This is a genomic window from Bartonella sp. CB10SXKL (assembly GCF_042195515.1).
Taxonomy (GTDB): domain Bacteria; phylum Pseudomonadota; class Alphaproteobacteria; order Rhizobiales; family Rhizobiaceae; genus Bartonella.
Map to the genome: position 1 here is coordinate 88194 of NZ_JBHION010000008.1, position 13463 is coordinate 101656.

Here is a 13463-nt window from a genome sequence, read left to right on the forward strand (position 1 = left end):
CTCCTTTTTATACTGAGATGTAGGACAAGAAGGCAACCTCAAGTTTTTTCTAATTTTAACTTAATCTACCGTAGCTTACACTGAGTTTCCCTGTTATAAAGCAAATTATGCCATATAGAATTTCTTTAGAAAAGAAAAAAATGCATAAATACTTGAGATAAATAAAAACACAGTGCTTTATGCGTTTTTATGTTTGGGAGTTGTCAATGAATGTTCAAAATGTTCCTCAAATGACATTTGCTTTGGCTTATCCAATATCCGTACGTTCTCTACCTGCTAAAGGTATAAGGGTTCATCTTTGTGCAAATAAAAAAGAATGTACACATTTAGCCCAGAACCATAATTTAATTGAAGTAAAATCTTGTGAGGGAAAATTCCATATTTTCCCGTGGAAAAAACGCGGAGTGCGTATAAAAGGTCTATTGCAAGCGCGTATACTGCAGTTATGTGTTGTTACATTAGAACCATTAGAAAATATCCTTTGTGAAAATATTGAGGTTGTTTTTGTTCCTGAAGATTCAAATTTGATGAAGCCTAAAATATCAGAGGATACAGGAGAATTGTTTTTAGATGTGGAGGGGCTTGATACTCCTGAAGTGTTTTATGATGATAAAATTGATATTGGTGCAATCATGGAAGAGTTTTTTGAGTTGTCTATTAATCATTATCCACGTAAAGAGGGGATACAGATGAATATGGTTGAAAATTTAGAAGAAGCAGAGCAAAAATTCTCTCCATTTTCTGTTTTGAAAAATTGGAAGTGATTGTAAAAACATACAAAAAATATCTATTTGTATGCTAAACGGCATTTCTGCGGAGCGATATTTTCGCAAGATGTGCTGTGTGAGTGTTCAGGAGCCAAAAATCATAATATGTATTTAAAAATGAAAAGATGTGGGATATGCAAGCGTGATTAGAATTTCTGTGGATGTCATGGGCGGTGATTACGGTCCAGAAGCAGCTATTGCAGGAGCAGCAATTGTACAAAAATATTTATCAAATATTTATTTTCTGTTTTATGGAGTAGAGGAGGCTGTTCGTCCGGTTTTAAAAAAATATCCCTGTTTGGATTCTGTATCGCGCTTTTGCCCTACAGAAAGTTATACACGCATGGATGAAAAGCCAAGCCAAGCACTTCGTAATGGACGTGGTAAATCATCAATGTGGTACGCCATTGAAGCGGTAAAAAATGGTGAAGCTGATGCTTGCATTTCTGCTGGTAATACGGGTGCACTTATGGCCATGTCGTATTTTTGTTTGAAAATGCTTGCAGAGGCTGAGCGTCCTGGTATTGCGGGTATCTGGCCAACACTGCGCAGTGAGAGTATCGTTTTAGATATTGGAGCAACAATAGGTGCCTCGGCTAGTCAGTTGGTTGATTTGGCGGTTATGGGAGCGGGTATGTTTCGCGCTTTATATCACACTGAAAGACCAAGTGTTGGGCTTTTAAATGTGGGGGTGGAAGAGGTTAAAGGACTTTATGAAATAAAAAAAGCAGGAATGATATTGCGTGAAGTGCAATTAGAAGGATTGGAATATAAAGGATTTGTTGAGGGCAATGACATTGGAAAAGGAACGGTCGATGTTGTTGTGACAGAGGGGTTTTCTGGTAATATTGCTTTAAAAACCGCAGAAGGAACTGCGCGACAGATAGGGGAGATTTTAAACTCTGCACTGCGCAGTTCTTTTTTAACATCTCTTGGTTATTTTTTATCGCGAGGTGCTTTTCGTATACTGAAACATAAAATGGATCCCGATAGGGTGAATGGAGGAGTGCTTTTAGGTTTGAATGGTGTTGTTATAAAAAGTCATGGCAGTGCCAATGCTAATGGTTTTGCTTCTGCTATCCGCGTTGGTTATGAAATGGTTAATAATGGACTTTTAAAAAAAATAACGGCTGATTTACGGCGGTTTCATGAGAATAAAGAAACACTTCTTGACCAAGAAGATGAAGCGGTGATGAATGGAGAGTCCTTATGATAAGCTCTTATAATAGAAATGAAAAATTTGAAGAAAAGGTAAGAGCTGAATGATTCGCTCAATTATACGTGGTGTAGGAAGTGCTTTGCCAAAAAGAAGTTTATCAAATGATGAGATTGCAAAGTTTGTTGAAACGTCAGATTCATGGATTGTTCAGCGTACAGGAATACGCCAACGTTATATTGCCAGTGAAAATGAAACAACTGTTTCTTTAGGAGTTGAGGCTGCGCAAGCCGCCCTTATAAATGCTGGTCTTACAATAAAAGACATTGATTGTATTATTTTAGCAACGTCCACCCCGAATCGTACTTTTCCTGCTTCTGCTGTTGAAATTCAGCATGCTTTGGGAATGAGCCATGGATTTGCTTTTGATATTCAAGCTGTTTGTTCTGGTTTTATTTTTGCTTTAACAACAGGAGATTCTTATTTACGATGTGGAGCGGCTAAAAGAATTTTAGTTATTGGATCCGATACATTTTCTCGAATTTTAGATTGGGAAGATCGTACGACATGTGTTTTGTTTGGTGATGGTGCGGGTGCCGCTATTTTGGAAGCTCAAGAAATTGAGGGGACTATTGCTTTTGAGCGTGGTATATTGTCTGCAAAACTGCGCTCTAATGGTGCTTATATAGATAAGCTATATGTTGATGGTGGACCTTCAACAACACAAACGACAGGCTATTTGCGTATGGAAGGACGAGAAGTTTTTAAATATGCTGTTGGTATGATAACGGATGTGGTTGATGATTGTTTTGCAGCTGCAGGTATGGATTCTTCACAACTAGATTGGTTTGTACCTCATCAGGCTAATAAGCGCATTATTGAAGCATCTGCTAAAAAGTTGGGAATTTCACTAGATAAAGTTGTGATTACCGTTGATCAACATGGTAATACGTCTGCCGCATCAGTTCCGTTGGCTTTAACAACAGCTGTTTGCGATGGAAAAATAAAAGAAGGAGATCTTATCATGTTAGAAGCCATGGGAGGTGGATTTACATGGGGAGCAATTCTTATTCGTTGGTAAATTATGGCTACTTGACCATATTTCAAGAAAACGTATAAGTCATTTTGTAATTTTAAATATTTTAATAGGTGGTTATAATGACAAGTAAGACAGTAACGCGTGCAGATTTAGCGAGCGTAGTTTGTAAAAGAGTGGGCTTGTCACATACTGAATCAGCAGCTTTAGTCGAATTGGTTTTGGATGAGATTTGCAACTCACTTGTAAGAGGTGAAGCGGTTAAATTATCTTCTTTTGCAACTTTTCAGGTTCGCAGTAAAAATGAACGTGTTGGACGCAATCCAAAAACAGGTGTTGAAGCACCTATTCCGCCGCGACGTGTTGTGACGTTTAAGGCTGCCAATGTCCTTAAACAGAGAATTTTAGATTCGCATCGTGCAAAACAGAAAAAATGATATCTCATAAATAAATGCCATGGTATGTTTGGTATTTGTTAAAAAAATGTATAAAATAAGGGTCTTTGTTTTTTAGAAAAAGACTGTTGAGTAAGGTATCAATGATGGTCTTATTTTTGACTAATCTTGTTGAGAAATTGAGACAGAATGAGTCATTGTGAAGTAATTTATTTTGTTTTAAATAAGGTGTTGCAAAATGGATAAAAGCTCTGATGCTTTTCGCACAATTAGCGAAGTAGCGGAGTTATTGGAGCTTCCGCAGCATGTCTTAAGATTCTGGGAAACACGTTTTAGGCAGATTAAACCAATGAAACGTGGGGGAGGAAGGCGCTATTATCGCCCTGTCGATGTTGATTTGCTCAATGGTATTAAGCAGTTACTATATGATCAGGGTTATACGATAAAAGGTGTGCAACGCCTTTTGAAAGAAAATGGTGTTGCTTTTGTGACTGCATTTGGTAATGGTGATCTTGATGCTATGAATGTGGTCATAGAAAAGAAACATGCAGGACAAACTTCTGAAAATGCTAGTAATAAGCCTAAGAAATCTTCTTTTGGGCTTTTGAGTTTCATGAGGAATGAAGGAGAAACATCTGTCGGTTCTGTGAATCTTTACAAAGATAAAACTGATAAAGCATTGTTACAAGAGATTCTGTTTGAACTCATTGAATGTAAGCGTGTTCTTGATAGAGCACGATAATAATAATGTTTTTTTATTTTATATGTGTTTCGTAGATATTTAGACGTTTTATGGATATGCTCAGAGTTTAATACGTTCAACGAGTGGTCATGTATCGTATGTGTATATTTAACGAGTTTTTTTATAAGAGTTTTTAATTTGGTAAAATATGAAGAGGAGAAAGAATAAACGCTGAGTTTTGCCATTTTTCTTTGATTTAGCTTTATAAAAATTAAGGCAATATCTCATCAGTGTAGATTGCGGGATGTATAATGCCATTGGCTTACCAATTCATGTGCTTGTTTTAAAGAGATGTTTCTTAAGGCTTCTTAATCTTATTTTACTATAATGCCTTGTGAATGATTAATGGTAAACTCGTTGAGTACTGCTATTTTTACATTTATAAAGAAGCAAGTCAGCATCATCATTATAGTTATAGTCGGTCCTCAATGATTGCAACAATCCTTAGCACTTTAGGCGGTTCATTGTGGGCATTTTAAAAGTTCTTTCTCAATAATTTTTATCCACACACTCATTCTGCTTGTTTCGTGCAAGCAAATGATTTTGATAGATTCAACATAAACATATTTAAAACGAGAGAAGCTTATGATATTCGAAACCTTATTTAATATGAATAACGATATATTACCATTATAAATCAATATCTTGTCTTTTTATAAGAGCTTATCTTACGAATAAGACATATCATTGTTCAGCTAATTTTACATATTTTTTATTAATAAATATAATCTTGTTTTCAGCCTTCTTGCTTGATGTTGCTATAATTATCGTAATGATCTATCCATGATAGTAGCAGCATCTTTTCATTATAAAAGTAAAAGATTAATGTTATTATTAATATTCAATTGTCTATGTTGTTTGCATTTAAACAGCTCATAGCTTACATTCAACTTTTTCACCAAACCACCTTGTAGAGAGAGCACGCGATTCTTTCTGGTGATAGGTCGTTGTGCATGAAACAAAAACACTACAATATCAAATTATTTCATTTTGTACAAAAATTGAAGATTTATAGTAAAAAAATTAACGTATTACCATCTTCTGTGATATTATGCATTTATTACACGTTGCAAATCTGGAGGTGTTGCCTCATTTGAGAGTTGTTTAATTGCATCTTCTACAGATAAAAGGGTTTGATTTGTACTTCCTAAGCGGCGCATATTTACGCTGTTTGTTTCAGCTTCACGTTTGCCACATACCAAAATTACGGGGACTTTTTGTAAAGAATGTTCTCGTATTTTATAGTTAATTTTTTCATTGCGGAGATCTATTGTTGCGGAAAGCCCAATAGCTTTAAGTTTTGCTGTTATTTTTTTGGCATATTCATTTGCTTCGGATGTAATTGTTGCAACAACAATTTGTTCAGGAGAAAGCCAAAGTGGCATATGTCCAGCAAAATTTTCGATTAATATACCAAGAAAACGCTCCATTGATCCAAAAATAGCACGGTGGATCATAACAGGTTGACGTTTTTCTGAATCTTTATCAATATAGAATGCACCAAAACGTTCAGGAAGATTAAAGTCTATTTGTGTTGTTCCACATTGCCATTCACGACCGATAGCATCCTTTAATGTATATTCAAATTTTGGACCATAAAATGCTCCTTCACCCGGAAGGATGCTTGTTTTGATTTGTCCTGCAAATTTTGTTTCAATCGTTTTAAGGACAGATTCCATGATACTTTCTGCATGATCCCATAATGCATCAGATCCAACTCGTTTTTCTGGACGTGTTGAAAGCTTAAGACTAATTTCTTTAAAACCAAAATCAGCATAAGTTGATAAAATAAGATCATTAATACTGAGACATTCATCGGCTAATTGTTCATCAGTACAAAAAATATGCGCATCATCTTGTGTAAAACCACGCACACGCATAAGACCATGTAAAGAGCCTGAAGGCTCATAACGATGAACAAGTCCAAATTCAGCAAGTCTAATAGGCAAATCACGATAAGATTTTAAACCATGTTTAAAAATTTGAACATGACCAGGGCAATTCATTGGTTTAAGGGCATAAACATTCCCATGATCTGAATCTTCTGCTGCTGGAATTACTTTGAACATATTCTCCTTATACCAGCCCCAATGACCAGATATTTCCCAGAGTGACCTATCGAGAACTTGTGGTGCATTAACTTCAGCATATTGATGATCATCAAGGCGTCTACGCATATAGCTGATTAAATTTTGGAACATTTTCCAACCTTTTTTGTGCCAAAAAATCATTCCTGGCCCTTCTTCTTGAAAGTGAAATAAGTCCATCTCACGTCCCAAGCGGCGATGATCACGTTTTTCAGCTTCTTCTAGCATATGAAGGTAGGCTTTTAAGTCATTTTCATTTGCAAATGCTGTTCCATAAATTCTCGTGAGCATTGGATTATTGGCATCGCCACGCCAATAAGCTCCTGCAACTTTCATTAATTTGAAAGCATTCCCAATTTGCCCTGTAGATTGCATGTGCGGTCCGCGACAAAGATCAAACCACTCCCCTTGATAATAAACTTTTAAATCTTGATTTTCAGGAATGCTATCAATAAGTTCAACTTTATAAAATTCCTTTTTCTCAGAAAAAATTTTTCTCGCTTTTTCACGAGACCAAATTTCTTTTCTAAAAGGTTTATTGCGCTGGATAATTTCACGCATTTTCTTTTCAATAACAGTGAGATCATCTAATGTAAAAGGTTGTTGGCGTGCAAAATCATAATAGAATCCATTCTCAATAACAGGACCTATTGTTACTTGCGTTTCAGGAAAGAGTTCTTGTACTGCTTCAGCAAGGACATGGGCGCAATCATGCCTTATGAGCTCAAGAGCGCGTGAATCTTCTCGGGTAATAATCTCTACTTGACCAGATTGTCCCAATGGATCCGATAAGTCTCGCGTGATACCATTAAGACTATAGGCGACTGCTTTTTTTGCAAGTGATTTAGAAATAGATTCTGCTAATTCCAAGCCTGTCATTTCGGCGGGGTAATTACGTTTTGAACCATCGGGAAAAAAAAGAGAAATAGAGCAAGACATAAAAACACCCTTTTAATCCAATTCCGCTAACGATTGCGGATGGTTTCGTGAAAATTGAGTAAAAAGCTTATAGACTGATTTTTTATCAATACATATGAAAAAAGAAAAGGATTATTTGTTGTGTTTGTCAGAAATTTTCCAGTAACGCCAAGGTTTATAAAAACAGCAAGAATTTCCAAGCGAAATAGGTACTGGATCAAAGCCATCTGTTCCAAAGGGCCCACAACGCATGATACGAAAGAGTCCCATCCATGCACCAGCCCAAAGCCCATGGCGTGCAATCGCTTCATATATATATTCTGAACAAGTCGGGGCATGGCGACACTGATTGCCTATAAGGCTCGAAAGTGTTATTTGATAGAAACGTATTAAGAAAATTCCCAATAATCGTCCGGGTGTTTTTTGCCAAGTGCCTGTGTAATTTCGAGTCAATTTTTTTTGTTGAGATTGTGATTTGAACATTTATTTTTCTTCAATTTGTTGAATGCAGTCTATCGTTGCATCAAAGGGTAGTAGTGTTGCTGTATGGCGCACTTTATAGTCTTTAATGGGCTGTAAGCAAGAAAAATCCTCAAATGGAGCTTGAGGAGAAGGACCATTTTGCGTTAGCATTTTGTAGATAACTTCACGCAATATTTTAAGATCTTGTGTTGTTTGTCCGATGATATGAGATGCTAAAAGTGAAGCCGAAGCTTGCCCTAGCACACATGCATGTATTTCGTGAGCAAAATCCGTAATAATACCATTTTCCACTTTTAAATCTACAGTGATTGTCGAGCCACAAAGATGTGCATGTTTTCTTGATGTTGCATCAGGATTATTAAGACGCCCAATTTTGCCTATATGTGCAGCATATTTAAGTATTTTATCATTATAGATATTATCAATCATGCACTATTGCCTGAAATTTTGAGAGTCGTGATTGTTTAAACTTTTAATTCGCTTATATAGAGATTATACAAAATGAAATAGGTATAGAGCAAATGCTTTGTATAGAGTAAGCTTGGAGTTTTTGAATGCGTAATGTTGTTAAAGAAGACGCAAATTTATCTGAAGAAAAGCGTCCGAGTATTGAAGAGGTGGAAGAAGCGATTCGTACATTACTCTTATGGATAGGGGAAAATCCAAATAGAGAAGGGCTTTTAGATACTCCAAAACGTATAGCCAAGGCATATCGCGAGCTTTTTAATGGTTATAGTCAATCTGTTAAAGAAACCTTAGGTACAGTTTTTGAAGAGGTTTCAGGATATAATGAATCCGTAATCGTAAAGAATATACCTTTTTATTCACACTGTGAGCATCATATGATCCCAATTATTGGGAAAGCACATATAGCATATCTTCCTAATGAGAAAATTGTTGGTCTTTCAAAAATTGTACGTGTTGTAGATATTTTTTCTCGTCGTTTACAAACTCAAGAAGCTATGACAGCGCAAGTGGCTCACGCGTTAAAAACGTATCTGAAGCCTCATGGTTTAGCAGTATTGATTGAGGCTGAGCACATGTGTATGGCTATGAGAGGAATCCAAAAACAGGGCTCTACAACAATTACAAAAAACTTTCATGGTTATTATGAAAAAGATCAAGCGGCACAAACACATTTTATGATGATGGTTCAAAGGTCATAGTAGAGCCCATATTTCTCGTAATCTCTATTAAGTTATAAGTCGTCTGAATAAAATAAATTATGAGAAAAAGAAAATTGGCTTGTACCTTTCTTTATGATTTGTTAAAGGCTAAAAACCAAGGTTTTTTCTTTCCACGTGCGGTCGTGGCGGAATTGGTAGACGCGCAGCGTTGAGGTCGCTGTGGGGCAACCCGTGGAAGTTCGAGTCTTCTCGACCGCACCAGTTAGCAGTGAGTCTCTCTATAATGAGATGAAGTTATGTTAGAGAGAGGGGATTTATACGTATTATAGAAAAATCTTTTTTGTATGTTATTTGTTGGTGTGTTTCTAAGAATGTTTCGTTTTTTATTACTTTATCTATGCATTTGAAATGTTATATTTTTATAAGGTGGGGTGAAATTGCAGTGAGAAGTATAATGATTCTGAGATATTTAACACTTCTTATTTGTATTTCTTTATTGCCAGCATGTAGTGATTCACGTGCTGTACTTTGGCATGGGGTGCATGCAACACCTTCTATGACTGCCGTAGAAAGGGAAGTTGGAGGGAAACCAGTTTCTCCAAAAGCCATCGTTCCAGTGTATGTTGCAACAAGTCGTATGATGCAAAATAATTACGCTCAACCTTATGGTGCAGAGCGATCAAATAAAGTTCATTATAATCGCGTTGACGTAGGAATTCCTCAGCAACATGTAAAGGGAGTTGTTGAAATAAATGCGTATAAACCTACACATGATAAGTATTTTGCAGCAGTAGCATTGCAAAAATACGATAATAAAGAACAGTTTAAACAGCAATTAAATGCTGCTTTAGCAAAAAAGCCAAAAGGAAAAAGAGAAATTTTTCTTTTTATCCATGGGTATAATAATAATTTTGCAGATGGTACATTTCGTACAGCACAGTTTACACACGATTATTCTTTAAATGTTGTCGCTGTGCATTATTCTTGGCCTTCTGCCGGATCTGTTCCTCTTTATATTTATGATCGTGATAGTGCTAATTTTGCCCGTGACGGATTGATAGAGCTTTTAACGCTTATTAGTGAAACCAATGCTGATCAAATTTCGGTTATTGCACATTCTATGGGCAATTTTGTTATAATGGAAGCATTTAGAACATTAGCTTTACAGGGAAAATATAGGCCTATTCGTCGTATTACAAGTTTATTAATGGCTGCACCCGATATTGATGTTGATGTATTTGAGCGCCAACTTAATGATATAAAAAAACTCCCGCAGCCAACAGCTATTTTAGTATCCAGAACGGATAAAGCTCTCGCGGTTTCAGGACGTCTTACGGGTGGACATCATCGTGTGGGCGATGGCTCAGATATTGAAATGTTGCGTAAAAATGGAATAGCTGTTCTTGATTTCTCTCATGTGGATGGGGGAGCACACAATGTCTTTGCATCTTCACCAACGTTGATGGCTCTTTCTCGAGAAGGTTCTTTAGCTTCCACAATTATGCAAGGTACAGAATTGTCACCTAGTCAAGCCCTTCTTGCTGATGGTAGTAGTGTGTTGGAGAAAACAACACATCTTATCCTTTATACACCTGTACGTTTTCTCTCTCCACGGATTCCACGTTGATAGTGAAAAGAGAGAAGGAGCTCCATCAAATAATGTATTGGAGGTAATGTTTTTTAGCACTTTCTTTAGAATGGTTTTGTAAAATGAAAAATAAATAGCGGGATGAATGTAAAAAACAGTCATTAGGTGAGTTTGTGATGATCACACGGAAACGCTATGTTAATACGCCTACAGTTGTTGATTATTTATCTCATTCCGCAATTAAGTTGTTAGACATTCATGCTATGCTTGTGAAGGTGAGAAAAGGTGATATGGGGGAAAAACCAAATTTATTGCGTCAAATTGATTCTACAAAAAAACAGTTAGATGAGATAAGCCATGCTCTTATTTTAGAATATCGTAAACGCCAAGAAAATGAGCGTTTTTTAAAACAAATTCTGCTATCCATTTCTGATCAACTTTTTGCACTTAATAATGGTTTTAAGGAAACAGGGCGTCTTTTTTTTCAAGAAGTTAGAATACTTCAATCTCAGATGCAATGTTTATATGAGGGAAAGGAGAGGCTGCATTTGTTGAATAGCCAAGAATCTTTTTGTTCTCCGTCAAAGATTGATGAGGTCATTAAACAGTTACAAAAAGCACGAGAAAAGCTTATTCTTGAAAGCCCACATCTCTTTGAAAAAAGCACAAAAGCTAAACAATAAAAGTTCTTTAGTTGAGCAGATAGATAATTTGAATTTTACAGCAAACAACGCTGTTAGATAGAAGGCGATAACCTTTTTAAAGAAAAGAATTTGCTTTAATAAATGAAACACATGTATTTTATAATCACACTCTTTATCGCATTAAAGCTTTAGAAGACTTTGGTTATATCTTTGCTAAAGTTAAGGCTGATGAATCAGTTGGCTTTATTGAAGAAAATGTTTGTGGAAAGAATTTTACAAAAAACTTTCTGATTCTTTTAATAATAGCTCGCCGGATAATTTTGCCAATGTTATGAAGTCGTTAGTATATTCATTAGAAACTTAAACTTTAATATTTTCCTTGGTATAAATTAGCTGAATTTAAAGCATTAAAAAAGAAGTTTGATAAAAATAACATGTTTTGTAAATTCACGTTCATCTCTACCTTCTCTTGGATTTAAAAACACTCGGAAAATGAATAAGCTACACGTAATTAAAAAATATATGGTACCCCCAGAGGGTGGAGCGGGCTTTTGCAACAAGATTCAAGTTATGTAAATATGTGCAAGAGCTATTGATGCAGATAATTTTTTATGTTCCAATAAAAAATTAAGTATTAAAGAAAAAATCTCAAATCAGAAATTAAAGGTGATCTAAGAGGTGGACGAGAGAGGCGTTAAGTGAGGGCGATTCATCGGTTATCAGCATCATTCGTCAAGTCATCTTCACAGGGTAAATTATTGAGATGAGGCAGGGCTATGGTTGAATGTTCGAAAAGACAATACACGCTCTTGGTTTTTTCGCTATACGCACCACAATAAGCGCCGTGAAATGGGACTTGGTCCTGTTACGAAACTCTATTTAAAAAATTAGATGCCATACCAGCCGATCAAGAAGCGGCTGCTTTAATACGCTTACAGATTGAAAATTGTTGTGCGCCTGACATTGCAGTGTTGCGTTTTGCTTGTGTGGATGATTTAAAAAATCAATCGGATTATCAACGAAGTCAAGCTGCTTTTAATTGGTGTGAGGGGCGCTTAAAACCTCTTCATATTGGGCTTGACCGACGGCGCCAACATGTTTTTGGTGTTGATCTTGCCAGATCGGGCGATGCGACGTCGATTGTGGTGATGGAAGTGGGACAAGATTTGGTGCGCCGTGTTCGGTTTATGGTGGAATTGCGCAATACGCCGTTTGACCAACAAAGAGAAATTTTATTTTATGTGGTGAATAGTTTGCCGCGTTTGTTGGGGGGCGCTTTGGATGCACGGGGCAATGGGGCTTATTTAGCCGAAAAGATGGCGCAGCATTATGGGGGGGGCTTGTGAAGGAAGTACAATTGTCGCAAAGTTGGTATGGCAAAGAAATGCCGGCTTATTTAGAAGCTTTTGGGGATGGGCTAAACAAAGCCTTTCCAATTTTTGGCAATGGTTGAAGAGTTTTTTTGCCCGCGAAAAGCATCTCTGAGGGTGCCAAGGCTGGTATGGAACAAGCTGGGGAAGATTTAGCAAGTTGGATTGTCGATGGTTTTATGGGCACCATCTCACAATTGACGGATTTTTGTAAATCTTTGCCCTATCGCATTAAGGGGTGGATTGGTTCCATTAATTTAAGAGAGTTTTTGCCAAGTTTTTTGGGGGGTAAAACAGCCATTCAACCGATTGCACAATTTGCAGGGGCTCCTCCTGTAAATTCATCTGCGAGAGAGCAAAGAGACAAAGACCGTTCCCCCATCACACACAATCAAAATGTCACAGTGCATGTTAATGGGGCGCGTGAACCCATGGCCACTGGTCGTGCGGTTGCCCATGCTTTGCAACGGGCACGCGCTAATGCGCTGCATGGCGGGACAGAATGAGGGGAGGGAGCCTATGAGAGATCCTTTGATGATGTTAGGACCGCATCAATTTTATGTGGATTGGCTGAATTTCCAATCTTTTGAAGAAGAGTTTTCTGCCTCATGGGTTTGTATGGAGCGTTTTGGCAGGTCCCCCAGTTTGCAATTTACCGGCTATGGCAATGATGCAAAAAACATTCATGGAGTTTGGTTTCCAGAAGAATTTGGTGACCGGGTAGCTATTGATGCCATCACTACAACTATCCGAAGAGCAAAGCCGGTTCAGATGCTTCGTTGGATTAATGATACGACCTATAGTGTCCTTCTCCATGGACCCGTGGTGATCACCAGTATCACAAAAGACCACGACTATATCAGTTGCTCTGGTCAATCCCAACGCATCCGCTATTCCATTACGCTTTTGCCCTTTTTTAATGGCGGAAAACCACAAGGACAATACCAAGAGAGACAATATCAAATGGGGTATTACCAAGAGAAACCTACCCCATGAAGATACCCAAAAAGCGCGTTATTGTAGAGTTAGAGGATATGAGCCTCGATCTCCTTTGCTTTCACCATGTCATGGCAGTGTTCAGAGACCGGAGGCAAGCTGGTTTACTCAAAGGCTATTTAGAAGCCACACTGGAAGCTAATCCAGAGATTGC

General features: G+C 37.2%; 13 protein-coding genes, 1 tRNA gene and 3 pseudogenes. 14 read left to right on the top strand and 3 right to left on the bottom strand.

The window, feature by feature from the left end; translation table 11 throughout:
• The first annotated feature begins 206 nt into the window (after positions 1 to 206).
• The 5 genes from ACFIK3_RS05690 (at position 207) to ACFIK3_RS05710 (ending at position 4096) form a co-directional block, all read left to right on the top strand.
• Positions 207 to 764, top strand: coding sequence for a DUF177 domain-containing protein (locus ACFIK3_RS05690; protein WP_273791380.1), 558 nt, complete (start codon positions 207 to 209; stop codon positions 762 to 764).
• A gap of 145 nt (positions 765 to 909) precedes the next feature.
• Entirely contained in the window at positions 910 to 1980 is a 1071-nt protein-coding gene (gene plsX / locus ACFIK3_RS05695) for a phosphate acyltransferase PlsX (protein ID WP_273791379.1), read from the top strand.
• Positions 1981 to 2029: 49 nt separating this feature from the next.
• Positions 2030 to 3004: a beta-ketoacyl-ACP synthase III gene (locus tag ACFIK3_RS05700; RefSeq protein WP_273791378.1), complete on the top strand. Its 975-nt coding sequence runs from the start codon at positions 2030 to 2032 to the stop codon at positions 3002 to 3004.
• Between the two features lie 77 nt (positions 3005 to 3081).
• On the top strand, positions 3082 to 3396 hold the full coding sequence (locus ACFIK3_RS05705) for an integration host factor subunit alpha (RefSeq protein WP_273791377.1): 315 nt from the start codon (positions 3082 to 3084) through the stop codon (positions 3394 to 3396).
• Between the two features lie 196 nt (positions 3397 to 3592).
• Positions 3593 to 4096 (top strand): MerR family transcriptional regulator, encoded by a 504-nt coding sequence (locus ACFIK3_RS05710; RefSeq protein ID WP_273791376.1) that lies wholly within the window; start codon positions 3593 to 3595, stop codon positions 4094 to 4096.
• A gap of 1049 nt (positions 4097 to 5145) precedes the next feature.
• Here ACFIK3_RS05710 and thrS read toward each other — a convergent pair.
• The 3 genes from thrS to ACFIK3_RS05725 all read right to left on the bottom strand — a co-directional run bounded on the left by thrS (position 5146) and on the right by ACFIK3_RS05725 (position 8013).
• The gene (gene thrS, locus ACFIK3_RS05715) at positions 5146 to 7122 is read right to left on the bottom strand and encodes a threonine--tRNA ligase (RefSeq protein WP_375657894.1); all 1977 of its coding nucleotides are present in this window, start codon (positions 7120 to 7122) and stop codon (positions 5146 to 5148) included.
• Between the two features lie 111 nt (positions 7123 to 7233).
• Positions 7234 to 7584, bottom strand: coding sequence for a membrane protein insertion efficiency factor YidD (gene yidD / locus ACFIK3_RS05720; protein ID WP_273791374.1), 351 nt, complete (start codon positions 7582 to 7584; stop codon positions 7234 to 7236).
• Complete coding sequence (locus ACFIK3_RS05725; RefSeq protein WP_273791373.1) at positions 7585 to 8013, bottom strand: iron-sulfur cluster assembly scaffold protein; 429 nt, start codon at positions 8011 to 8013, stop codon at positions 7585 to 7587.
• A 125-nt stretch (positions 8014 to 8138) separates the two neighbouring features.
• On the opposite strand from ACFIK3_RS05725, the gene folE reads away from it, so the two are divergent.
• From folE to ACFIK3_RS05770, 9 genes and pseudogenes are all read left to right on the top strand, one after another.
• On the top strand, positions 8139 to 8750 hold the full coding sequence (gene folE, locus ACFIK3_RS05730; RefSeq protein WP_273791372.1) for a GTP cyclohydrolase I FolE: 612 nt from the start codon (positions 8139 to 8141) through the stop codon (positions 8748 to 8750).
• A 137-nt stretch (positions 8751 to 8887) separates the two neighbouring features.
• Positions 8888 to 8972: transfer RNA gene (locus tag ACFIK3_RS05735), tRNA-Leu, on the top strand.
• A 193-nt stretch (positions 8973 to 9165) separates the two neighbouring features.
• On the top strand, positions 9166 to 10338 hold the full coding sequence (locus ACFIK3_RS05740) for an alpha/beta hydrolase (RefSeq protein ID WP_375631276.1): 1173 nt from the start codon (positions 9166 to 9168) through the stop codon (positions 10336 to 10338).
• 137 nt (positions 10339 to 10475) lie between these two features.
• On the top strand, positions 10476 to 10982 hold the full coding sequence (locus ACFIK3_RS05745) for a hypothetical protein (protein ID WP_273791370.1): 507 nt from the start codon (positions 10476 to 10478) through the stop codon (positions 10980 to 10982).
• Between the two features lie 659 nt (positions 10983 to 11641).
• Positions 11642 to 11828 (top strand): annotated as a pseudogene (locus ACFIK3_RS05750) (Arm DNA-binding domain-containing protein); the annotation flags it as partial.
• Positions 11828 to 12360 (top strand): annotated as a pseudogene (locus tag ACFIK3_RS05755) (hypothetical protein); the annotation flags it as partial. The pseudogenes ACFIK3_RS05750 and ACFIK3_RS05755, both read left to right, overlap by 1 nt.
• A 45-nt stretch (positions 12361 to 12405) precedes the next feature.
• On the top strand, positions 12406 to 12819 hold the full coding sequence (locus tag ACFIK3_RS05760) for a hypothetical protein (RefSeq protein WP_375664085.1): 414 nt from the start codon (positions 12406 to 12408) through the stop codon (positions 12817 to 12819).
• A 13-nt stretch (positions 12820 to 12832) separates the two neighbouring features.
• Positions 12833 to 13309, top strand: a complete 477-nt coding sequence (locus ACFIK3_RS05765; protein WP_375676368.1) for a phage tail protein — start codon at positions 12833 to 12835, stop codon at positions 13307 to 13309.
• Positions 13306 to 13463: pseudogene (locus tag ACFIK3_RS05770) on the top strand (phage tail protein); the annotation flags it as partial. The gene ACFIK3_RS05765 and the pseudogene ACFIK3_RS05770, both read left to right, overlap by 4 nt.